Genomic DNA, 22,812 nt, shown 5'->3' with positions numbered 1-22,812 from the left:
AGTTTGACGATGCAATACCTTTTGTTTTGCGTTGCAATTCGGTAAGTTTTGCGATGCAATTCGGTAAGTTTTGCTCCGCATCTAGCCCCTGGCCAGCGCCATTCCAGGGGCTAGATGCGGTCGTTTCAGCCCCTGGATGTGGTTGATTCAGGGGCTAGAAGTGGCAGTTCCAGGGGCTAGAACAAAAACTATTGCTTTGGTTCTAGACTTTAGAACGGTCGTTTCTAGACTCTAGAACTGCCACTTCTAGACTTTAAAACAACCCATTCTAGACTCTAGAAATGGTGTTTCTAGACTCTAGAATGGATGCAAAAGTGCCACTATTGGCACGTAAAAGCGTAACTATTGGAACGTGAGAGTGCCACTATGAGCACGTGAGAGTGCCACTCTTGACCTTCAAAAGGGAAGTAATGGGCAGTCGTTTCGGCCTTTCTACGGAGCTTGTACTGCTCTCACTGGTCTATTCGTCTTTCAGAGAGGGGCTGGGGGTGAGGCCGAAACAACAAAAAAAAGAGCAAGCCTCTAAGTGCTTGCTCCTTCATATCGGATGATGATTGATTAGTATTTCAAAATCTGTCCGGGCATCAAGCGCACATTGGTGCTGATGCGGTTCAACTTGCAGATGGCATTCACCGAGGTGCGATGCTTGCGAGCGATGGCCGAAAGGGTCTCGCCCTTTGCCACTTTGTGATAGCGGGCAGCCTGCACCTCACGGCTCTGACGCTTGCTAGCCGTAGCGCGGTTCATGTTCTCCTCGAGACCATCACCGCCACGATACTCACCACCGGTGCCACGCAGACGAGTAGCCTGGGCAGACTCGACATTGTAGGTGCTCTTGCGGAAGGTGTAGAAATCGCCTGTGACGTCCTGATTATGGAAGTCGAACATCAGCGCTGGGTTCAGGGCTACACCGCAGAGACGGGTCTCGAAGTGCAGGTGCGAACCGGTGCTACGACCGGTGTTACCACCCAAACCGATAGGATCGCCAGCGCGAACCTCCTGGTTTTCAACTACCAGATGCTTGGACATGTGACCATAGATGGTCTCCAGTCCGTTGCTGTGGCGAATCACCACGTATTTGCCATAGCCCTTTGGCTCATAGCGCACGATGCGCACCTTACCAGTAAATGCAGCACGGATGGTGTCGCCAATGTACACCTTGATATCCAGTCCTTTGTGCTGACGGCCCCAACGGGCACCGAAATTAGAGGTGATGATGCGGCTGTTGGTTGGCATGCAGAAGTCTCGCAGGTTGATGCGGAACGAGTCGGGCAACTGCGTAGCCTGGTGGGCATAGCGGTTGTTCCAATCGTTGTAGAGGCTGGCTGCGGGCGACTCGTAAACTTCGTAGTCGAGCATGCGCTGCAATGCTATTGAGTCTATAGCTCTCATCTTGCGATCAATAGGTGCCTGACTGGCCAATAGATCTTGACCAGCAGCTGGAATCACTGAGATAGAGGCTAATGCCACAAGGGCTATTTTTCTTATTGTTTTAAACATTCCTTAATTGATTAAGTAAAGTTATGTGTACAAAAAAATACGCTGCAAAGTTACAAAAAATAATCTATTCCCTCCAAATTAACAAGGTATCTTTTGGGGTCTTTTAACATAAAAAGTGCATTTTTACACTATTTCAAGTAAAAAATTAGTCCTTTTTGACTGATATTCACCTGACTATGAGGCACATCGCACTCGCTGAGCATGCGCAACTGCTTGATGACGCTGCCGGTCTTGTCGTGGCGCGGACCAAGGCCTCGCGTCTGTGTCATCGGATAGACACACCCACGCAGGAAACGTCCGTTTTCATCGATGCCTACCACCACCAGTGGTGCCTGACCGGAGATGCCGACAAGGCTCACATTATACGGTGTGCAGAAGTTGCCCAGGCTGTAGGCTATAAAGCGATCCTTATAGACCTCGACGGCACGCATCACATGCGGACCGTGGCCATAGACGATGTCGGCTCCATGGTCTATGCAGAAGTGTGCCAACTCTCGGATAGAGCCGCGATTCTCACCCAGGAACGACTCGGGGCCATCGGGGAGATGACACTTGTCGCGCCCCTCGGCACCGCCGTGAAACGACACGATGACGATGTCGCACGTGCTGACCAGCGAGTCAACGATGCGTGCCACATTGTCAAAATCGATATGGCGCACGGTGTAGTGATTATGACCGAAGGCACAGAGTCCTATCTTCCGCCCATGACGCTCCACGACAGCACACTCCTTCCTGCCGGCAATGCCAGCATAGAGGATGCCCTGCTCGTCGAGACAGCGCTCGGTGGACTCGATGCCCTCCAACCCGAAGTCGTTGGCATGGTTGTTGGCCATGCTCAGGAAGTCGAAGCCAGCCTCCTTGAGGCGCGGTGCATACTTGGTGGGCATGCGAAAGGAATAGCTGCCAGGGCCGCCACTTTTGGTGCTGGTGCCACCATCGCAGAGCACACCTTCAAGGTTGCCCACGGCCAGGTCGGCCCGCTGCAAAATGGATTTGGAATCTTTGAAGAGATTGGCGCCATCGTTGGCCGGGAGCATCACTGTAGGATGGGTCGTGCCCATCATGATGTCGCCAACCATAGCTACCGTTAAAGTGTCAGCATGGCTGCTCAGCAAGCTGGCAGCCATGACAGTAAGGGTGGTAAAGATCTTTTTTTTCATGTTCTATTGTGCACTACTGCACACGGCGTACGCCTACGAAGCGGCGGCTATAATAGCCATCGGTCGATTTGCTGACCTTCACGCCATCCTTCGTGCTGGCATGAATGAAGGTGAACACCTGTGTGACAGGATTATAATCGATCACAATACCTACATGCCCCACACCGCGACCCGAACGGGGACTGGTGAAGAACACAAGGTCACCGGGCTGCATCTCGCTGCGTTTCACGGGGATGTTGCGCGCATACTGGTCGCGAGAAGAGTTGCCGATATTCATATTGCTCTGACGATAGACGTAGCTGGTGAAGCCTGAACAGTCGAAGGTGTTGGGGCCCTTGCTGCCAAGACGATAGCGAGCACCAAGGTGCTTATAGGCCTCGTTCATGAGGTTGTCTATCATCGTTCCGTCGTATTTGAAAGATTCTTTGCCATCATAGAGAAAGTCGAAGTTGTCGATCTCCTCGTCTGCGCCCACCTCATACACATCTTCAACTTCGCTCATTGCTTCTTCGAGGGTTAAAGGTTGTGACTTTGTGGTCTGTCCGAACACGGTTGTGGCGGACATTGCAAGACTAAAAATGGTACAAAAAATAAGTTTATTCATTCTCTATAAATTACCCGAGGTTACGGTTGTTTTGGTTTTGTTGGATGCAAAGATAATAAATAAATATGAGAAAAACATACAAGCCAACCGTAAATTAATAAGACTTAACATCTTTTAATTTATTCATTTTCTGCATGTTAGGAAATGGCAGACCAATTGATGTTGGTTTTGCGCAGCTGTTTCAGGCGATCCCACAACAGTTGAAACTTTGGCGACTCGCAGGTGGGATCCTCGTCGATAATTGCCTGTGCGGTGTCGCGTGCCATCTGCACAATCTGACCATCGCGGGCGATGTCGGCAATCTTCAAATCGAAGGCCATGCCACTCTGCTGGGTTCCCTCCAAATCGCCGGGGCCACGCAGTTTCAGGTCGGCCTCAGCAATACGGAAGCCATCGTTGGTCTCGCACATGATGTCGATGCGCTTGCGGGTGTCTTCACTGAGCTTATAGGTGGTGACGAGGATGCAATACGACTGGTCGGCACCACGGCCCACCCTACCCCTGAGCTGATGCAGCTGCGAGAGGCCAAAGCGCTGAGCATCAAGGATGACCATCACCGACGCATTGGGCACGTTGACACCCACCTCGATCACGGTGGTGGCCACGAGAATCTGGGTCTCACCGCTGACAAACTTCTGCATCTCGTCTTCCTTCTCCTTGGGTTTCATCTTGCCGTGCACACGACTCAGACGGAACTCGGGGAAGGCCTGGCGTAGCACCTCGAAGCCCTGCTCCAGGTTCTTCAGGTCGATCTTCTCGCTCTCCTCAATCAATGGGAACACGATATAGACCTGACGCCCCTGACGTATCTGCTGACGGATGCCGTCGTAGAGGGTGGTCATGCGGGTGTCGAAGACGTGGGTGGTGCGGATGGGCTTTCGTCCGGGTGGCAGTTCGTCGATGACGCTGACATCCAGATCGCCATAGAGCGTCATGGCCAACGTACGGGGAATAGGGGTTGCGGTCATCACCAGCACGTGCGGGGGATTGGCACTCTTGGCCCACAGCTTGGCGCGCTGAGCCACGCCAAAACGGTGCTGTTCATCGACAACGGCGATGCCCAACTGCCGGAAGCGCACGGCGTCTTCGATGACGGCATGTGTGCCCACCAGTATCTGGACACTGCCGTCGAGCAGTCCTGCGAGCACCTCTTCGCGCTTCTTGCCCTTCACCATGCCCGTCAGCAGTTCCACGCGCACGGGCATGTCCTTCAGGAAGGCCTTGATGGTGGACAGATGCTGTTCGGCCAGGATCTCGGTGGGTGCCATGATACAGGCCTGGAAGCCATTGTCCAGGGCTATGAGCATGGTCATCAGGGCCACGAGCGTCTTACCACTGCCCACATCGCCTTGCAACAGACGGTTCATCTGTCGGCCACTGCTCAGGTCATGACGTATCTCGTGCATCACGCGCTTTTGTGCACCGGTCAGGGGGAAAGGAAGATTCTGGTGATAGAACGTATTGAAAAAGTCGCCAATACGATTGAACACATAGCCGCGATACTTGCGACGCTGGTCGCTGGCATAGCGCAGGATGTTCAGTTGTACAAAGAACAGTTCTTCGAACTTCATGCGCACCCGCGCCTTCTCAAGGTCGCGACTGTTCTGGGGATAATGCAGATTGCGCAGCGCCTCATCGCGGCTCATCAGGTGATGCTGCGCGATGATGAAGTCGGGGATGGTCTCGGGCAGCGGGGGCATCTTCTCAATGAGCGTCTTGGTTAGTCGCTCCACGGCCCGCGAGTTGAGCCCCGCCTTCTTCATTTTCTCGGTGGTGTTATAGTAGGGCTGCATTCCCATGGCCGTGGTGTCCACCTTGCTGGCGTCATCGAGGTCGGGATGCTGCACCTGTATGCGGTTGCCATAAACCGAGGGACGACCAAACAGCAGATAGTCGGTGCCTATCTTGTAGGCCTGTTTGGCATAGCGACCGCCATTGAACCACACCAAGTCCATGATGCCGGTGCCATCGGTGAAGTGGGCTACGACGCGTTCCTTGCGCGGTCCCATTTCAAAGGTCTCGAAACTGAGGATGTGGCCCACAACCTGAACAAAGGGCATGTCGCCAGTGAGCTCGCTCACCTGGTAGATACGACTGCGGTCCACATACTTATAGGGATAATACTCCAACAAGTCACCAAAGGTCTCGATGCCGAGCTCTTTGCCCAGCATCTTCTTGCGAGTGGGGCCTACGCCCGGCAGATAGGTGATGTCTTGTTCGAGGAAGTCGGTCATAAAAGAGGCTTATACCAGCGTTTCTGCTATTTTTAGGTCGAAAGGTGTGGTGATCTTGATATTCTCACGGTTGCCATCGACCATGGTCACCTGTTCGCCATAGGCCTCAACCACTGAGGCATCGTCGGTGAAAGACTCGGTATAGGGTTGTTGATTGGCGGCCTTCAGCAGTTGTATATCGAAGGTCTGCGGGGTCTGCACCAGTCGATAGTCGGCACGATAGACATTACCCTCGCCCACATGGCGCAAGGTCTCGACAACGGGGGTGACGGGGATCACAGCCTTGTGGCTGCGCGCCGTCTCATAGCAGGCACGAATCACATCGACCGACACGAAAGGACGCACACCGTCGTGCACGCCAACCACGCCCTGTGCATCGTCGGGAATCAGTGCCAGACCGTTTTGCACGGAGTGAAAACGGGTCTGACCGCCATCGGCCAACTGATAGGGCACATCGAACTGATAGGTGGCACAAAGCTCGCGCCAATAGTCCTGCTGCGCCTTGGGCAACACGAGGATAATTTGTAGATCCTTGGAATAGTCGCGGAAGCGCTTCAGCGTGCGCATCAACACGGGCATGCCGCCGATGGGCAGGAACTGCTTGGGCACCTCGCCCCCCATACGCAGGCCTTTTCCACCTGCTACGATGATGATATAGTCCATAGCGCGAATTAGCCTTGCATGAGGTGTTTAAAACGCATGCCCTCGGCAATCTGGTCGGCCGTCTGCTGGTCAACCAGCTGCGACAGCAGCTCGTAGGCAAAGGGGAATGCGGCGGCAGGGCCCTCGCCCGTGGTGACAGGACCATCTACGGTACAAAGGTCGGCAGTATAGGTAGCGCCTTCAAGCAACTGCTCAAAACCGGGATAGCACGTGGCGCGCTTGCCCTTCAACACACCCAACTGACCCAGCACCACACCGGGTGCGGCACAGATGGCAGCGATACGTTTGCCAGCCTCGTACTGGCGGAGCACAGCTTCTCTGACACCCTGATGAGCATAGAGATTGCTGGCACCAGGCATACCGCCGGGCAACAGCAGCAAGTCGGCGTCGGAGAAATTGCAATCCTCAATCATTGCATCGGCAATGAACTGCACTTGGTGTGAGCTCTCTACCACCTGGCCCTCGCCAGTGGTGCTCACCGTTACTACCTCCACACCGCCACGACGCAACACATCGACGGGTATCAGGGCCTCGACATCTTCAAAGCCGTTGGCCAGAAATACATAAACTTTTGCCATATCTTGATTGTTCAATATAACTTCTACTTCAACTTCTTGATGGAGCAAAGTTAGCAAAAAAACTGCAATAAAGCCTATTTTTTCGATAAAAAACCGCATTTCATGACAATTTATGTATTATTTTTGTACTTTTGCAAAAACAAAACGAATGAGACATGCCACAACAACCTTTTCGCTTCGCACTTTTCGGTAACGTTTACCAACACGCCAAGTCGGCCGCCATCCGCCAGGTGCTGACCACCCTGCAGGAGTATAGTGCCACCGTTTTGATCGATGAGGAGTACTACGACTTCCTTTGTTGTTCGGAGATGATCGATGTGCGCAACTACCAGACGTTCAGCGGCTGTAGCTTCGAGGCTGACTTCGCCATCTCGATGGGTGGCGACGGTACGCTGCTGAAGACGGCCAGCAGGGTGCGCGACAAGCAGATTCCTATACTGGGTGTGAACATGGGGCGACTGGGATTTCTGGCAGACATATCGCCACGCGAGGTGGAGTCGTGCTTCAAGGCGCTGTTCGCCGGCGAATACCGGGTGGAAGACCGTGCGCTGATACAGGTGCACACCGACGGCGAGAGACTGACGGGCTACAACTGTGCGCTCAACGATGTGGCTATACTGAAACGCGACACGGCATCGATGATTTCTATACGCGCCTCGGTCAACGGCGAATACCTCACCACCTATCAGGCCGACGGACTGATCATCTCGACACCGACGGGCTCTACGGCCTACTCGTTGTCGAACGGTGGTCCGATTATCGTGCCGCAGACGGGCGTCATGCTCATGACAGCCGTGGCACCACACTCACTGAACGTACGTCCTATTGTGCTTCCCGACACGGCTACCATCGAACTGACGGTGAGCAGTCGCAGTCATACGTTCCTCGTGGCCATCGACGGTCAGGCTGAGAAACTGCCAGAGGGAACCACGTTGCGCCTTTCGCGCGCGCCTTATCAGATAAAGGTGGTGAAACGCAACAGCACACACTACTTCTCGATGCTACGCGAGAAAATGATGTGGGGAGCTGACGGCAGAAACTAAACCATGAGGCTACTAAAGCTACTACACAAAAACGAAAGCCACTACACAACGAAAGAGATTTTCAAATGGCTGTGGCGGGCACTGAAGGGCAACAGACTTCAGGCCTCGATGAACGCAACCATCGGACTGGTAGGCGTGGGCTTCAGTCTGCTCTCGGTATGGGCCATGCAGCGCGCCATCGACATTGCCGCACATGCTTACACCACCGATTCGGATCAGAAGACGGCACTCTACTGGGCCGTGGGACTGATGGCACTCATCATACTGGGTGAGTTTGCCGTTGGCATCTCGCGCGTATGGGTACGTAACATACTCGGTGTGAAGGCGCAGAACCGACTACAACAACACATGCTGGCACGACTGCTGCGCTCGGAATGGCGCGGACGTGAGGCCATGCACACGGGCGACGTCATCAGCCGACTGGAACAAGACGTGAAGACGGTGGTGCAGTTTCTCACCGAGACCATGCCTTCGGTGCTCTCAACCATCACTATGTTTATCGGTGCTTTCTTCTACTTGCTACAAATGGATGTATGGCTGGCATGCATCACGGTGGGCATACTGCCTATATTCATCCTGATAAGCCGGTTCTACGTGACACAGATGCGCCGCTTCTCACGAAAGGTGCGCGACAGCGACAGCCGGGTGCAGAGCCTACTGACCGAGACTATGCAGCACCGCATGCTGGTGAAGACGATGGAGGCCGACAACCTGATACTGGACCGACTGAGCGACACGCAGACGATGCTGCGCGGATGGGTACGACTGCGCACGGCATTCTCGGTGACGAGTCATCTGTTTCTGAACGTCGGCTTCTCGCTGGGCTACCTGATAGCGTTTCTATGGGGCGCCCTGCGCATGCAGAGTGGCACGCTGACCTTTGGTGGTATGACGGCATTCCTGCAACTGGTGTTCCGCATTCAGGGGCCTGCCCGCGAGCTGACCCGACTGGCGCCTGCCTTTGTCAGCGTATTCACTGCCGCCGAACGACTCATGGAACTGGAGGAAACACCGGAGGAGCAGCAGGGAGAGGCCATCATGTTGCCGGCACCTTGCGGCATCCGTTTCGAACAGGTGACATTCAACTATGGTGCCGACGGACAGCAACCTGCGATGGACAACTTCTCGGCAGACTTCAAACCAGGAACGTGCACGGCCATCATGGGCGAGACTGGATCGGGAAAGACCACACTGATACGACTGCTGCTGGCGCTGGTGAAGCCTCAACAGGGAGAGATTCTTCTCTATGGCGACCACCACGAAGCCACATCACTGTCCCCCCTTCATCGCTGCAACTTTATCTATGTGCCACAGGGCAACACGCTGTTGAGCGGTTCACTGCGCGACAACCTGCAGCTGGGCAACCCACAAGCTACCGACGAGGCCATGAAGGAAGCGCTAAACAAAGCCTGTGCCGACTTCATAGATGAGCTGCCACAAGGACTGGACACGCACTTCTCGGAACTGGGCGGTGGGCTGAGCGAGGGACAAGCACAGCGCATTGCCATTGCACGTGCACTGCTGCGACCGGGAAGCATTCTACTACTGGACGAAGCTACCAGCGCACTTGACACAGAAACTGAACGAAAAGTACTTGAAAACATTCTCAGCGACCATCGTCGCACCGTTATCTTCGTGACTCACCGCACCGCGGTTATAAATTACTGCGACCAGGTTATCACCATTGGTCAATAGTAATAATAAACAAGGTGGATTTGTTAAAGTTTTGTTAATTACGTAAAATAATCGGCCAAATATTTGGTTGGTAACATCAAAACATCTACTTTTGCGGTGTACTATTAAACTGGTACACTATTACTGAAGTGTTTTTAAGTTATAAAATAAGTATGATCAACGTAAACAACATTAACTTTAATTATGCCAGACAGAAGCATCTGGTATTTGACAACTTCAGTTTGACGCTGGAGGAAAATCGTATCTATGGTCTTCTTGGCAAGAACGGTACTGGTAAATCAACCTTGCTCTACCTACTTTCTGGCTTGTTGCGCCCCACTGCGGGTAGCGTGAGTTGCGATGGTATTGCCACCTACAAGCGACAGGCAGAGATGTTGAGCCGTATCTTCTTGGTTACTGAGGAGTTTGAACTCCCTGCAATCCATCTCTCTGAGTATGTGAAGCTCTACAAGCCATTCTATCCCCAATTCTCAGAAGAGATTTTGAAGGGCTGTCTGGCTGACTTTGAATTGCCCGAGGATGTGCATCTGGGAAAACTCTCAATGGGACAGCGCAAGAAAGCCTACATTGCCTTTGCAATAGCTACCAATACGCAGTATCTGTTGATGGACGAGCCGACCAACGGGCTTGACATCCCTTCTAAGTCGCAGTTCCGCAAAGTGATTGCACAGCACATGACAGACGACCGTACGGTGATTATCTCTACCCACCAGGTACACGATGTAGAACAGTTGCTCGACCACGTCTTGATTCTCGACCAGCGCAGCGTGCTGCTGAATGCATCTATGCAGGAGATAGAAGAGAAGTATGTCTTTGAATATCGCACACCCCAGCAGATGGATGCCGATGTGCTCTATGCCGAACCTACGCTTCAGGGTAATGCCGTCGTTGCTAAGCGCAAAGAGGGAGATGCTGAGACGCAGGTCAACCTTGAACTATTGTTTAACTGTATTACCCAAGCAAAGTTTTAACTAAAAACCGAATAGAAAAATGGAAAACTTCAATATAAAAAGATTTGGTCAGGCACTGAAGTGTCACTTCCTCGTATCACAAAAGGCGTGGATTCGCATCTTTGGCATCTACACGTTGATCTTGTTCTTTGCTAACTTGTTCTTTACGCGTGTGGCAAGTATGAGATATTCAGCGATGGTGGAATTCTATCAAGGAGAAGAATTGATTTCCCAATATTCTACTGTTGTGAAAGACACAACACCTTTCTTCATGATATTCTTTTATATTGCCATGCTCTTTGGTGCCAGCTCTCTGTTTTCGCAGATGAAGGATACACGCAAGCGATCTGCTTATTTGCTCTGGCCTGTGTCGAATTGTGAGAAATATATCATCAGTCTGCTTCACTCTGTCGTTCTGATGGCCGTTATCACCATTGTATCTATCATTGCGGCAGATGCACTGCGCATCTTGACAGATGCCATTACTGGACGTGTCATAGTGTGGGGCGTTCCTTTATATGTGGATTTCCTCTCAGATGATCTTGAATGGCAGAAATTATTGTTAGTTGCAACCTGGATGTTCTATTACCATTCTCTCTACATCGTAGGCGGTACGCTGTTCCGTCGTCTCCAGTTCCTGCCAACGAGTGCTATTATTATCATTGCCACGATTCTGCTGGCGATAATCATCAAACAGACGGGACTGGACAAAATAGATTATCACTTCTTAGAGTATCAACAGGACAAGATGTATCAACTATCTAACGGTAAAACTTTTTACACCTATCGTACAATTTATAATCTCCGCTTCTATTTCGCTTTGCTGGGCGGCTGGTTTGTCATCGCAGCTCACTACTGGGCTTCGTATAAGATCTTCTGCCGCATACAGGTGATAAACAATAAATGGCTGAACGTATGATTTTTAATTCTGATAAACCAATTTTCTTGCAGATGGCCGATAGGCTATGTGACGAGATACTGGCCGACAAGTACAAGGACGACGACCGCATCCCATCGGTGCGTGAGTACGCTGTACTGCTGGAGGTGAACACCAACACCGCCGTGAGGGCCTATGATGAATTGGCACGTGCGAACATTATATATAATAAAAGGGGACTGGGCTACTTTGTGACTAAAGGGGCGAAGAAACAAATTATGAAAGAGCGCAAGCACGTGTTTATGAAAGAACAACTTCCGGAACTGTTCCGACAGATGCAACTGCTGGGTATAACGTTAGAAGATGTTAAAGAGGCGTATGATATGCAACAAACCTGACATTGCGTGCGTCTAAGAAAAAAAAATAAAAACGATATTTCGTTATGACGTCATATCATTATAACGAATATTATAAAGAATCGAATGATACACTTAGAGAACATCAACAAAACCTATTTCGGCGCACAGCCATTGCATGTACTGAAGGGCATAAATCTCGACATCGAAGCAGGCGAGTTTGTCAGCATCATGGGAGCTAGCGGCTCGGGTAAGTCCACCTTATTAAATATATTAGGTATCTTGGACAACTACGACTCGGGAATCTATGAACTAGCAGGCACACGCATCTGGAACCTGTCGGAGAGAAAAGCCGCAGAGTATCGTAACCACATGATTGGATTTATCTTCCAGTCGTTCAACCTGATCAACTTCAAGACGGCGGTAGAGAACGTAGAGCTGCCCCTGTTCTATCAGGGTGTGAGCAGGAAGAAACGCCACCAGCTGGCCTTGGAATATCTGGAGAAGCTGGGACTACTGGATTGGGCAGAACACTACCCCAACGAGCTCTCGGGCGGACAGAAACAGCGCGTGGCCATTGCACGTGCGCTGATCACAAACCCGAAGATTATCCTGGCCGATGAACCTACGGGTGCACTGGACTCGAAGACCAGCGTAGAGGTGATGGAACTGCTGAAGAACCTGAACAAGGAGGAACATATCACGCAGGTCATTGTGACGCACGACCCTGGCGTGGCACAACAAACCAACCGAATCATTAGAATCAAGGATGGAGTTATTGAATGAGATTTGGCAAACGGTGCAACGCAACAAGCTGCGCACCGGCCTGACAGGTTTCGCAGTGGCATGGGGCATCTTCATGCTGATTGTGCTGTTGGGTGCAGGCAACGGACTGATCAATGCACAACTGCTGCAAACCAACCGTTTCCTGTCGAACTCGATGGTGGCTTTCGGCGGCTGGACGTCGAAACCGTATCAAGGCATGAAGGAGGGACGCATGATTCAACTGCAGCAACGCGATATTGTCACCACCGACAAGGAGTTCAACGAGACTATCGACGAGGTCGGCGCTCAATATCGCGTGAGCCCACTGGTGAGTCATGGTTCTCAGTACCTGTACCCACAGGTCATGGGTGTGTACCCAAACCATATCCGCATTGACAAAGTGGACATGACGCAGGGTCGATTCATCAACACCATCGACATCCGCGAGAAGAGAAAGGTGCTGGTGATCAGCGAAAAGCAAGCCAAAGAGTTGGAAGCCAAACTGGGTGACAATATCAACTTGGGAAATTTCTCGTTTAAGATTGTAGGCCTCTACAAGGAACAAGAAAACGGACAGCCCTATATCTTCTCATCATACACGGCCATCAAGGGTATCTTTGGCACCAACAGTAGTGATGCCGGCAACATTGAGTTTACGTTCCATGGACTGGACACCGAGAACGATAACGAGGCTTTTGAGAAGAAATACCGCAAGCGCCTGAATGCAAACCACATGGTACACCCTGAAGACGAAGGTGCCATCTGGCTCTGGAACAGACACATGCAGAACATGCAGATGAACAAAGCTATCGGCATCATGAGGATGGCTCTGTGGATTGTAGGCTTGTTTACGTTGCTGAGCGGCATCGTGGGTGTTTCGAACATCATGCTGATCACCGTGAAGGAACGTACACACGAGTTTGGCATCCGAAAGGCCATCGGCGCCAAGCCGTGGGCAATCCTGAAACTGATCATCACCGAGAGTATCATCATCACGACCTTCTTTGGCTATATCGGCATGGTTCTGGGCGTGGCCACCTGCGAATATATGGATGCCACAATAGGACATACGAAGGTAGATGCCGGACTGTTTAAGGCGTCCATGTTCATCAACCCTACCGTGGGCATCGACATTTGTATCGAGGCAACCATGGTGATGATAATTGCCGGCACCATTGCAGGACTGATTCCTGCACTGAAGGCTGCAAAGACCAGACCTATTGAAGCACTTAGAGCAGATTAAGAACTTATGAGAATAGACTTAGACAACTATCGTGAAATCCTTGACACTCTGACCCGCAACAAGAGTCGTTCGCTGCTGACTGGCTTCGGCATCTTCTGGGGTGTGTTCATGCTGGTATCGCTGATAGGCGGAGGACAAGGACTGAAGGAACTGCTGAACTCTAACTTTGAAGGGTTTGCCACAAACTCAGCTCTTGTATGGGCTCAGCCAACGTCGAAAGCATACAAGGGTTTCCGCAAAGGACGCTACTGGAATATGGAATACAGAGACACCGAGCGACTGCGCCAGCGCGTGCCAGAACTCGACGTAATCTCGCCCATACTCTACGGCAATGGTGGTTCGGCCTATTATGCCGACAGAAAAACTTCTATCGACGTGAACGGTGTGCTACCTGAATATCAGTTCTTCAACAGTCCGAAGATGTTCTACGGACGCTTTCTGAACGACATGGACATCGCCCAGAAGCGCAAGGTGTGCGTCATTGGCAAGAAGATATACAAGGAACTGTTCCCTGGCGGTGGCAACCCCTGCGGAAAGTTCATCCGCGTGGACTCTATCTACTACCAGGTGATTGGTGTGGACTATAACACATCGGGAGGCATGACGGGTAGCGACGGTTCAAAACTGCTGTTGCCTATCACCCAGATGCAACAGGTCTATAACCGCGGTAACACGGTGGACATGATTGCCGTCACAGGACGACCAGGCGTGGTGATGACTTCCATCATCCCGCGTATCCGCGAGGCTCTGGGAAGAGCACATACCATCGATGCCAACGATGAACAGGCCATCATGGTGTTCAACACCGAGGTGCTGTTCCAAATGCTGGACTCACTGTTTCGCGGTGTCAACTTCCTGATATGGCTCGTGGGACTGGGCACACTGCTGGCCGGTGCCATCGGCGTTTCGAACATCATGCTGGTGACCGTGCGCGAACGCACCATAGAGATAGGAATACGTCGCGCCATTGGTGCCACACCCAGAATGATCCTGTCGCAAATTGTGGCAGAGAGTATCGTGCTGACGCTGGTGGCAGGTATGAGCGGCATTCTCTTTGCCGTGTTTATCCTGCAAATGCTAGAGATGGGCAATACGGAAGACGGTATTGTGAGTGCCCACTTCCAGGTGGACTTCTGGACAGCCATCATGGCTGCCTTGGCTATCGCCATGATGGGCGTATTAGCAGGTATCGCTCCTGCAGCACGTGCCATGAGCATCAAACCCGTAGATGCAATGAGAGACGAATAAAAACAATAAAACATAAAGATTATGAAAAAGTACATGAAACTCATCATTGCGAGCATCATCGCACTGATATTCATCGGAACCTTTGTGTTCCTGTGGCAGAAAAGCCAACCCAAAGAGGTGGTTTACACAGAGTTTACACCTGAAACAACCGACCTGAAGAAGACAACGATCATCACTGGTAAGATAGAACCACGCAACGAGGTGAGCGTGAAGCCTCAGATCAGCGGCATCATTGCTGAACTGATGAAAGAGCCTGGCGACTATGTACAGCAAGGCGAGGTGATTGCCAAAGTAAAGGTGATACCCGACATGGGCCAGCTGTCTAGTGCCGAGAGCCGTGTGCGTCTGGCTGACATTAACCTGAAACAGGTGGAGAAGGATTTCTCACGCACACAGTCACTGCACAACCAGAAACTGGTGAGCGACGAAGAGTTTGAGAAAAGTCGTCAACAACTGAAACAGGCACAGGAAGAGAATGCTGCTGCCATCGACGCATTGCAGGTGGTACGCGATGGTGTGTCAAAGTCGAATGCCTCGGCATCGTCAACGCTGATTCGCTCAACCATCAGCGGCATCATCCTCGACATCCCCGTAAAGGTGGGTAACTCGGTCATCAACTCTAACACGTTCAACGATGGTACAACCATCGCTACGGTGGCTAACATGAAAGATCTGATCTTCCGTGGCAACATCGACGAGACCGAGGTGGGCCTGCTCTCTATCGGCATCCCCATGAAGATCACCATCGGTGCTCTGCAGGATATGCAGCTCGACGCCACACTGGAGTATATCTCGCCAAAGGCAACAGAGAGCAATGGTGCTAACCAGTTTGAGATAAAGGCTGCCGTGCTGCTGCCCTCACTGAAAGAGGAAGGACAGAGCTTGCGCTCGGGCTATTCGGCCAATGCTGAGATTGTGCTGGCTCAAGCACAACAGGTGCTGGCTATCCCCGAAAGTGCCATCGAGTTCAGTGGCGACAGCACCTTCGTTTATTTGGTGAAGGGTGAGGGCAAGCAGAAGACCTACGAGCGCCAGCCTGTGGTGACAGGCCTGAGCGACGGTGTGAACATCGAGATCAAGAAAGGACTCAACGCCAAACAGAAGGTGCGCGGTCCGCAACTGATTGCTGAAGAACAATAAAACGACATGAAGATGATGAACAAAAGCATAGCATTTCTACTCTTCGCCGCTGCGTCGCTGCCCATGAATGCCCAAAAGGCATGGAGCCTGCGCCAGTGCTGCGACTATGCGGTGGAGCACAACATCACTGTAAAACAGTATGAGAACCAGCGCCGCCAACACGAGCTGCAGCTGTCCACTGCCCGCAACTCGCGCCTGCCAGACCTGAATGCCAGCGCAGGACAGAACTTCTCGTTCGGTCGTGGTCTGACGGCAGAAAACACGTACACCAACACGAACACGTCATCGACCTCGTTCTCGTTGGGCACAAGCATTCCTCTCTTCACGGGATTCCAGATTCCAAACAACATCCGACTGAACGAATTGAACCTCGAGGCCGCCACACAGGACCTAGAGAAAGCACGCAACGACATCCGCATGCAGGTGGCACAGGCTTACGTACAGATACTCTACGACCTGGAGCTTTCAGAGGTGGCCCATCGCCAGATAGCCATCGACTCTGCTCAGGTGGCACGACTGCAGGCCCTGCTCAACGTGGGAAAAATCAGCGAGGTGGAACTGGCTCAGCAAAAGGCAACACTCTCGCAGAGTCAACTCACGGCAACACAGGCCGACAACAACCTGCAACTGGCTTTGTTGTCGATGACACAGCTGCTGGAACTGGATAGTCCCGAGGGCTTTATGGTGGAACGTCCACAGGTATCAATGCTTACCGCAGAACCTGTTGCCATCACACCTGACGACATCTATGCCGAGGCCCTAGCTATCAAACCCGAGATTCAGGCACAGCAACTGCGACTGCGCTCTACCGACAACAACATCAAGATAGCACAAGCAGGACTCTATCCTCAGCTTAGTTTCAGCGCGGGTCTTGGCTCTAACTACTACAAGACTTCGGGCTTCCCTGCCGAGACATTCAGCAAACAGATAAAGAATAACTTCAGCCAGTATCTGGGCTTCAGTCTAAACATACCCATCTTCAACCGCTTCCAGACACGCAACAATATCCGTGCTGCCAAGTTGGAGCGCAACAACCAGCAACTGCAGTTGGACAATACGAAGAAGGCACTCTACAAGGAGATACAACAAGTGTACTACAATCTGGTGGCCGCCAATAGCAAACTGAGCAGCAGCAATCAGGCACGTCAAAGCAGTGAGACGGCATTCCTACTGACACAGGCAAAGTATGAACAGGGCAAAGCCACACTGACCGAGTTCAACGAAGCTAAGAACAACTATCTGAAAGCCGAGAGCGAGCTCACACAGTCGCGTTATGAATACCTGTATCAGCAGGCCTTGATACTCTTCTACCGCGGACAGGAGCTGTCCCTGTAGGACGTAAAAAAACTGAATAAAATTTGGTAGTATCGTAAAAAAGCGCTACCTTTGCAGGCGATTTCAAGAAGAATCGCCTGTTTTTATTTTTTTTGGACGATGGTGTAATGGTAACACTACAGGTTTTGGTTCTGTCATTCCCGGTTCGAATCCGAGTCGTCCAACTTCATACAGGAGGAAGCTTATGAAAAAGAAAATCGTTGTTTTGACGGGTGCCGGTATGTCTGTGGAGAGTGGTCTCCGCACATTCCGTGATGCTGATGGCTTATGGGAGGAATATCCCGTTGCCCAGGTAGCCACACACGAGGGTTGGGAAGCCGATCCTACACTGGTGACGAACTTCTACAACATGCTGCGCAAGAAGTGTTGGGGTGTGAAACCCAACGAAGGACACCGACTGGTAGCTGCACTGGAAGAGAAGTACGACGTCACCGTGGTAACGCAAAACGTGGACAACCTGCACGAGATGGCTGGTTCGACAAAGGTCATCCACCTGCATGGCGAACTGATGAAGGTTTGTTCTAGCCGCGATGTAGATGACCCACGCTACCAGCAAACGCTGACACCCGACAACTGCGAGATTGAGCCAGGCACAAAGGCTGGCGATGGATCGCTGCTTCGTCCTTTTATTGTTTTCTTTGGCGAAGCCGTTCCCAACATCACCATTGCTGCAGAAGAGGCCATGAGTGCCGACATCTTTATCGTCATTGGCACCAGCCTGAACGTTTATCCCGCAGCAGGTCTTCTTCACTACGTGCGCCCCAACGTTCCTGTTTACCTGATTGACCCCAACCCCGTGAGTGCTGGAAGCAACGTCAAGCAGATTCTGAAAGGAGCAAGTGCCGGCATGCAGGAACTGAGCGAACTGTTGATGAAATAGCTTACTGTGCGGTTCCACCAACTAAACACATCCCTTCAACCACCCGTCAAACTGAACAATCCGTTTGACTATGAGCCTCATCCGCTGTCACTATTGGCTGCGGAACAGGTTGCTGATTATATAAAAGATAAGGATGACTGGTGCGAGGAGATCGCTGCCGGCAAGATGTTTGGCGTGCTGGTGTGTCAGGATGCAGAAGGAAAACTGGGTTTTCTGGCTGCCTATAGCGGACAGATAGGCGGTAGGGCCGACTGGCCTTGGTTTGTGCCAGCCGTCTTCGACTACCTGCAACCCGATGGTTATTTCAAGCAGGAAGAAAGTGCTATCACTGCCATCAACCATCAGGTGGACACCATGGAGAACAGTTATCAGCTTCTGCATCTGCGACAAGAGGTGGCCCGACTGAAAGAACAGGCCGATGCAGAGGTGAACGACTATAAGGAGATGATGCGCAAAGCGAAGGCTTTACGTGCTGCTGCCACCGTACGAACAGAGGCAATGACACGCGAGAGCCAGTTTCAGAAGGCCGAGCTTCGCCGACTGAAAGCACGCTGGAAGGAACGCATCACAGAAGCCGAACGCGGTCTTTCACCTTTGGAAGACCAGATTACTCAGTTAAAACAAGAACGCAAGCATCGCTCCGATGCACTGCAACAGTGGCTGTTCAGCCAGTTCGTCATGTTGAATGCACGTGGCGAACGCCAATCTCTCTTAGACATCTTTGCACCAACCTCACAAGGCATTCCTCCGTCGGGAGCCGGCGAGTGTTGTGCCCCCCGATTGCTACAGTATGCCTTCATGCATCATCTTCGTCCGCTTTGCATGGCAGAGTTCTGGCAAGGAGCATCGCCAAAGATGGAGATACGCCACCACGGCCAATACTATCCTGCCTGCCAAGGCAAGTGCAAGCCTATCCTTTCGTTTATGCTCCAAGGCCTGAAGGTAGAACAGCTGACGCCATCAGCAAAGACATCCCCGCTAGACATCATCTATGCCGATGCAGACATCGTGGTGGTCAACAAGCCAGCAGGGATGCTATCGGTACCGGGAAAGACGGAGGCCACATCAGTCTATGACCTTCTGAAGACCAGATTTCCACAGGCAGAAGGGCCCATCATTGTGCACCGCCTGGACATGGACACGTCTGGTATCATGGTGGCTGCTCTTTCCCTCAAGGCCTACCACCATCTGCAGAGTCAGTTTATCAATCGTTCCACACATAAGGAATACATCGCTTTAGTACAGTCAAAGAACCACTTTACTCATCGTAAAGGGCAACTTTGCCTACCTCTACGCGCAGATATAGACGACCGTCCACGCCAGTTGGTGGACTTTGAGCACGGTCGGCATGCATTAACCACCTACGAAGTGCTCTCAGAGAGCCAACACATCGTGCGTCTGAGACTGGTGCCTCACACAGGGCGCACCCATCAGTTGCGCGTGCATTGCGCTCATCATCAGGGACTCCAAGCCCCCATTCTGGGCGACAATCTCTATGGAAAAGCCTCCGACCGTCTCTATCTGCATGCAGAAAAGTTGTCATTCACCCACCCCACCACCGGCGAAGAGCTTACTTTCTGCGCCCCAGCACCTTTTTAATCAACGTATAAAAAACATTAATTAAAAGCATCAATCACTATCAATTCATAAGAAAACACCTACCTTTGCTAAAAATATACTATTTAATAACAAATAAAAATGAGAAAATTATTCATTAGTGCACTGTTCCTAATAATCAGTGCGGTGTCAATGGTGGCCCAACAGATGCCCCCCATTCCCGTTGACCCAGAGGTACGAATTGGTAAGTTGGACAACGGTCTGACCTACTACATCCGTCATAACGAATGGCCCGAGCACGTAGCCAACTTCTACATTGCCCAGCGCGTGGGTTCTATTCAGGAGGACGAGACGCAGCGCGGTTTGGCTCACTTCCTTGAGCACATGGCTTTCAACGGCTCGGAGAACTTCCCCAACAAGCCCGGCAAGAGCATCATCGACTTCACCCGTTCGCTGGGTGTTGAGTTTGGTAGCGACCTGAATGCCTACACTTCTATCGACCAGACCGTCTATCGTGTCTGCAACGTGCCTACATCTAAAGGCCAGGCAGCCCTCGACTCTTGTTTGCTGATACTGAAAGACTGGTCATGCGGTCTTTCGCTCGAAGCCGACGAGATTGACAAGGAACGCGATGTGGTTCACAACGAATGGCGCCTGGGTGAAGGTCCCTCACAGCGCATGATCACCCGTTCACTGCCAAAGATATATCCGGGTTCAAAGTATGGTGAGCGCATGCCTATCGGACTGATGAGCGTCATCGACAGCTTCAAGCCTGCCACACTTCGTGCCTATTACCAGAAGTGGTACCGCCCAGACAACCAGGCCATCATCGTCGTTGGCGACATCGATGTCAACCATACCGAGGCTATGATCAAACAGTACTTCAGTGGTATCAAGGTGGCTGCCAATGCTGCACAGGTAGTAGCCGAGCAGGTGCCCGACAACGAAGAGCCTATCTTCGTCTTCGAGAAAGACAAGGAGATGCGCATGAACAACATCCTCCTGTTCATGAAACACGATGCCACACTGCCCGAGGAGAAGGCCAACATGGACTACCTGCTTGAGGTATATATCAAGGGTGTTATCTCTCAGATGTTCAATGCTCGTATGCGCGAGCTGGCTGAGGACCCCAACTGTCCTTTCCTGCAGGTAGCAGGCGATGACGACGACTATCTGCTGGCAAAAACCAAGGGAGCCTTCCAGATGATGAGTGTGCCCAAGGAAGGACGCGACATGGAGACGCTTTACACCATGATCCGTGAAGCTCGCCGTGTGGCTAAGTTTGGCTTTACCGCCACCGAGTACGAGCGTGCCAAGGCCGACTACCTGAGTGCTCTGGAGAAGCAGTACACCAACCGCGCCAAGATCACCAATGCGCAGTATGGCGACGACTATCGCGACAACTACCTGTCGAACGAACCTATCCCCTCTATCGAATCACTCTATCAGATCATCAACCAGATTGCGCCCAACATCCCCGTTGAGGTGGTCAATCAGGTGTTGCCCCAGCTCATCAGCGACAGCGACAAGAACCTCGTGGTGATGGAGTGGGCACGCGAAGCCGACGGACTGACCTACCCCACCGAGGCCGACATGAAGGCTGCCGTGGCTAAGGCTCGTGCCGAAGAGCTCGTTGCCTATGTTGACAACGTGAAGAACGAGCCCCTGATGGCCAAGTTGCCAAAGGCTGGTAAGATTAAGAAAGAGACAGAGAACAAGACCCTGGGTTACAAGGAGCTGACTCTCTCGAACGGTGCTACCGTCATTCTGAAGCCCACTGACTATAAAGACGACGAGGTTCGACTCGAGGCATTTGCCATGGGCGGCAGGTCACTCTATGGCGAGAGCGACTATGCCAACCTGAAAGTATTCGACCAGGTGATCGGCTATAGCGGTCTCGGCAACTTCTCAAGCACAGAGCTCAGCAAAGCCCTTGCTGGTAAGAACGTCAATGCCGATGCCACTCTTGGACTGACACGTCAGTATATCACGGCACATGCTACGCCTAAGGATCTGGAGACCATGTTCCAGATGATGTATCTCTACTTCACCGCCGTCAATAAGGACGAGAAGCAGTATCAGAACCTGATGACCCAGATGGAGATGCAATTGAAGAACAAGCACCTCTCTCCCGATGCCATTTACAGTGACTCTCTGACCAACACCATCTACTGCCACAATCCCCGTTTCCAGAACTTGGAGGTAGAGGACCTGAAGAACATCAGCTACGACCGCATCCTGGATATCCATAAGGACCGTTTCAAGAATGCGTCTCAGTTTACTTTCATCATCGTGGGTAAGTTCGACGAACAGCAGATTCGTCCCTTCATCGAACAGTACATCGCTGCTCTTCCTGGCAAAGGTAAGGCCGACAAGTACAAGGATGTAAGAACCATCGCCACCGGAGAGATTGTGAACAAGTTTACACAGAAGAGCGATTCGCCCAAGGCTACTGCCGTTGAGGTATGGACAGCCACGGCTCCCTACACGCTCGACAATATGGTGAAGCTCGATGCTGCCGGACAGATCCTGTCTATCCTCTACCTGCGCACCATCCGCGAAGAAGAGAGTGCTGCCTACTCTTGCGGTGCTTCAGGCCAGTTCTTACTCAGCGGCACCCAGCCACTCATGCAGTTGCAGGCCTACTGTCCCATGAACCCCGACAAGGCCGAGATTGCCGTCAGGTTGCTGCACGAAGGTATCGAGAAGGCTTCTCAGGAGATTGATGCCAACGACCTGGCTCAGGTGAAGGAGAACATGCTGAAGAATGCCGATATCATGGCAAAGAACAATGGCTACTGGATGAACACGATCAGCACCTGGAAGGAGTACGGTCTGGACACCCACACCGACTACAAGAAGACCATCGAGGCACTGACACCTCAGTCGCTCAGCCAGTTCATCAAGGAACAGATCCTGAGCAGTGGCAACCACGTTGAGGTTATCATGACCCCCGAGGCCAAATAACCTTTTAGACATACCCC

At 51.9% G+C, this 22,812-nt stretch carries 19 protein-coding genes and 1 tRNA gene; 14 read left to right on the top strand and 6 right to left on the bottom strand.

Annotated elements, in window-relative coordinates; genetic code table 11:
- Positions 1 to 558: 558 nt before the first annotated feature.
- The 6 genes from T496_RS0109455 to T496_RS0109425 form a co-directional block, all read right to left on the bottom strand.
- Positions 559 to 1,500, bottom strand: a complete 942-nt coding sequence (locus T496_RS0109455; RefSeq protein WP_027450536.1) for a M23 family metallopeptidase — start codon at positions 1,498 to 1,500, stop codon at positions 559 to 561.
- Positions 1,501 to 1,628: 128 nt separating this feature from the next.
- Positions 1,629 to 2,660: a CapA family protein gene (locus T496_RS13865; protein WP_081783608.1), complete on the bottom strand. Its 1,032-nt coding sequence runs from the start codon at positions 2,658 to 2,660 to the stop codon at positions 1,629 to 1,631.
- Between the two features lie 13 nt (positions 2,661 to 2,673).
- On the bottom strand, positions 2,674 to 3,162 hold the full coding sequence (locus tag T496_RS13860) for a C40 family peptidase (RefSeq protein WP_197018946.1): 489 nt from the start codon (positions 3,160 to 3,162) through the stop codon (positions 2,674 to 2,676).
- A 239-nt stretch (positions 3,163 to 3,401) separates the two neighbouring features.
- Positions 3,402 to 5,498, bottom strand: coding sequence for an ATP-dependent DNA helicase RecG (gene recG, locus T496_RS0109435; RefSeq protein WP_027450535.1), 2,097 nt, complete (start codon positions 5,496 to 5,498; stop codon positions 3,402 to 3,404).
- 9 nt (positions 5,499 to 5,507) lie between these two features.
- Positions 5,508 to 6,161: a 2-C-methyl-D-erythritol 4-phosphate cytidylyltransferase gene (locus T496_RS0109430; protein WP_027450534.1), complete on the bottom strand. Its 654-nt coding sequence runs from the start codon at positions 6,159 to 6,161 to the stop codon at positions 5,508 to 5,510.
- An 8-nt stretch (positions 6,162 to 6,169) separates the two neighbouring features.
- Positions 6,170 to 6,739 carry a DJ-1 family glyoxalase III gene (locus tag T496_RS0109425; protein WP_027450533.1) on the bottom strand — a complete coding sequence of 190 codons (570 nt, stop codon included), beginning with the start codon at positions 6,737 to 6,739 and terminating at the stop codon, positions 6,170 to 6,172.
- 155 nt (positions 6,740 to 6,894) lie between these two features.
- Here T496_RS0109425 and T496_RS0109420 point away from each other — a divergent pair, with 155 nt between their 5' ends.
- From T496_RS0109420 to T496_RS0109355, 14 genes are all read left to right on the top strand, one after another.
- The gene (locus tag T496_RS0109420) at positions 6,895 to 7,782 is read left to right on the top strand and encodes an NAD kinase (RefSeq protein WP_027450532.1); all 888 of its coding nucleotides are present in this window, start codon (positions 6,895 to 6,897) and stop codon (positions 7,780 to 7,782) included.
- A 3-nt stretch (positions 7,783 to 7,785) separates the two neighbouring features.
- Entirely contained in the window at positions 7,786 to 9,477 is a 1,692-nt protein-coding gene (locus tag T496_RS0109415; protein WP_027450531.1) for an ABC transporter ATP-binding protein, read from the top strand.
- Positions 9,478 to 9,629: 152 nt separating this feature from the next.
- On the top strand, positions 9,630 to 10,448 hold the full coding sequence (locus T496_RS0109410; RefSeq protein ID WP_027450530.1) for an ABC transporter ATP-binding protein: 819 nt from the start codon (positions 9,630 to 9,632) through the stop codon (positions 10,446 to 10,448).
- A 19-nt stretch (positions 10,449 to 10,467) separates the two neighbouring features.
- Positions 10,468 to 11,346: a hypothetical protein gene (locus T496_RS0109405; RefSeq protein WP_027450529.1), complete on the top strand. Its 879-nt coding sequence runs from the start codon at positions 10,468 to 10,470 to the stop codon at positions 11,344 to 11,346.
- Positions 11,343 to 11,702 (top strand): GntR family transcriptional regulator, encoded by a 360-nt coding sequence (locus T496_RS0109400; protein ID WP_027450528.1) that lies wholly within the window; start codon positions 11,343 to 11,345, stop codon positions 11,700 to 11,702. Before T496_RS0109405 ends, T496_RS0109400 begins: the two co-directional genes overlap by 4 nt.
- Before the next feature lie 84 nt (positions 11,703 to 11,786).
- Positions 11,787 to 12,446, top strand: coding sequence for an ABC transporter ATP-binding protein (locus T496_RS0109395; protein WP_027450527.1), 660 nt, complete (start codon positions 11,787 to 11,789; stop codon positions 12,444 to 12,446).
- Positions 12,430 to 13,668 carry an ABC transporter permease gene (locus tag T496_RS0109390; RefSeq protein ID WP_027450526.1) on the top strand — a complete coding sequence of 413 codons (1,239 nt, stop codon included), beginning with the start codon at positions 12,430 to 12,432 and terminating at the stop codon, positions 13,666 to 13,668. The genes T496_RS0109395 and T496_RS0109390 overlap by 17 nt, the downstream gene beginning before the upstream one ends.
- 6 nt (positions 13,669 to 13,674) lie before the next feature.
- Entirely contained in the window at positions 13,675 to 14,916 is a 1,242-nt protein-coding gene (locus tag T496_RS0109385) for an ABC transporter permease (RefSeq protein ID WP_027450525.1), read from the top strand.
- A gap of 21 nt (positions 14,917 to 14,937) precedes the next feature.
- The gene (locus tag T496_RS0109380) at positions 14,938 to 16,056 is read left to right on the top strand and encodes an efflux RND transporter periplasmic adaptor subunit (RefSeq protein ID WP_027450524.1); all 1,119 of its coding nucleotides are present in this window, start codon (positions 14,938 to 14,940) and stop codon (positions 16,054 to 16,056) included.
- Between the two features lie 12 nt (positions 16,057 to 16,068).
- Complete coding sequence (locus tag T496_RS0109375) at positions 16,069 to 17,391, top strand: TolC family protein (RefSeq protein WP_231478035.1); 1,323 nt, start codon at positions 16,069 to 16,071, stop codon at positions 17,389 to 17,391.
- 93 nt (positions 17,392 to 17,484) lie between these two features.
- A tRNA-Gln gene (locus T496_RS0109370) sits at positions 17,485 to 17,555 on the top strand.
- Between the two features lie 20 nt (positions 17,556 to 17,575).
- Positions 17,576 to 18,271, top strand: coding sequence for an SIR2 family NAD-dependent protein deacylase (locus T496_RS0109365; RefSeq protein ID WP_027450522.1), 696 nt, complete (start codon positions 17,576 to 17,578; stop codon positions 18,269 to 18,271).
- 6 nt (positions 18,272 to 18,277) lie between these two features.
- Positions 18,278 to 19,870: an RluA family pseudouridine synthase gene (locus T496_RS0109360; protein WP_027450521.1), complete on the top strand. Its 1,593-nt coding sequence runs from the start codon at positions 18,278 to 18,280 to the stop codon at positions 19,868 to 19,870.
- A gap of 93 nt (positions 19,871 to 19,963) precedes the next feature.
- Positions 19,964 to 22,795, top strand: a complete 2,832-nt coding sequence (locus T496_RS0109355) for a M16 family metallopeptidase (protein WP_027450520.1) — start codon at positions 19,964 to 19,966, stop codon at positions 22,793 to 22,795.
- The last annotated feature ends 17 nt before the right edge of the window (positions 22,796 to 22,812 follow it).

The sequence above is a fragment of the Xylanibacter brevis P6B11 genome (assembly GCF_000621825.1).
GTDB classification, from domain to species: Bacteria; Bacteroidota; Bacteroidia; order Bacteroidales; family Bacteroidaceae; genus Prevotella; species Prevotella brevis.
Note: the sequence above shows the minus strand (reverse complement) of the source record. Positions and strands in the feature narration are given on the sequence as shown.

What these genes read in the sequence shown, in the direction of transcription:
- T496_RS0109455 (WP_027450536.1), bottom strand. Translation starts at nt 1,500, where the DNA reads ATGTTTAAAACAATAAGAAAAATAGCCCTTGTGGCATTAGCCTCTATC.
- T496_RS13865 (WP_081783608.1), bottom strand. Translation starts at nt 2,660, where the DNA reads ATGAAAAAAAAGATCTTTACCACCCTTACTGTCATGGCTGCCAGCTTG.
- T496_RS13860 (WP_197018946.1), bottom strand. Translation starts at nt 3,162, where the DNA reads ATGAGCGAAGTTGAAGATGTGTATGAGGTGGGCGCAGACGAGGAGATC.
- recG (WP_027450535.1), bottom strand. Translation starts at nt 5,498, where the DNA reads ATGACCGACTTCCTCGAACAAGACATCACCTATCTGCCGGGCGTAGGC.
- T496_RS0109430 (WP_027450534.1), bottom strand. Translation starts at nt 6,161, where the DNA reads ATGGACTATATCATCATCGTAGCAGGTGGAAAAGGCCTGCGTATGGGG.
- T496_RS0109425 (WP_027450533.1), bottom strand. Translation starts at nt 6,739, where the DNA reads ATGGCAAAAGTTTATGTATTTCTGGCCAACGGCTTTGAAGATGTCGAG.
- T496_RS0109420 (WP_027450532.1), top strand. Translation starts at nt 6,895, where the DNA reads ATGCCACAACAACCTTTTCGCTTCGCACTTTTCGGTAACGTTTACCAA.
- T496_RS0109415 (WP_027450531.1), top strand. Translation starts at nt 7,786, where the DNA reads ATGAGGCTACTAAAGCTACTACACAAAAACGAAAGCCACTACACAACG.
- T496_RS0109410 (WP_027450530.1), top strand. Translation starts at nt 9,630, where the DNA reads ATGATCAACGTAAACAACATTAACTTTAATTATGCCAGACAGAAGCAT.
- T496_RS0109405 (WP_027450529.1), top strand. Translation starts at nt 10,468, where the DNA reads ATGGAAAACTTCAATATAAAAAGATTTGGTCAGGCACTGAAGTGTCAC.
- T496_RS0109400 (WP_027450528.1), top strand. Translation starts at nt 11,343, where the DNA reads ATGATTTTTAATTCTGATAAACCAATTTTCTTGCAGATGGCCGATAGG.
- T496_RS0109395 (WP_027450527.1), top strand. Translation starts at nt 11,787, where the DNA reads ATGATACACTTAGAGAACATCAACAAAACCTATTTCGGCGCACAGCCA.
- T496_RS0109390 (WP_027450526.1), top strand. Translation starts at nt 12,430, where the DNA reads ATGGAGTTATTGAATGAGATTTGGCAAACGGTGCAACGCAACAAGCTG.
- T496_RS0109385 (WP_027450525.1), top strand. Translation starts at nt 13,675, where the DNA reads ATGAGAATAGACTTAGACAACTATCGTGAAATCCTTGACACTCTGACC.
- T496_RS0109380 (WP_027450524.1), top strand. Translation starts at nt 14,938, where the DNA reads ATGAAAAAGTACATGAAACTCATCATTGCGAGCATCATCGCACTGATA.
- T496_RS0109375 (WP_231478035.1), top strand. Translation starts at nt 16,069, where the DNA reads ATGATGAACAAAAGCATAGCATTTCTACTCTTCGCCGCTGCGTCGCTG.
- T496_RS0109365 (WP_027450522.1), top strand. Translation starts at nt 17,576, where the DNA reads ATGAAAAAGAAAATCGTTGTTTTGACGGGTGCCGGTATGTCTGTGGAG.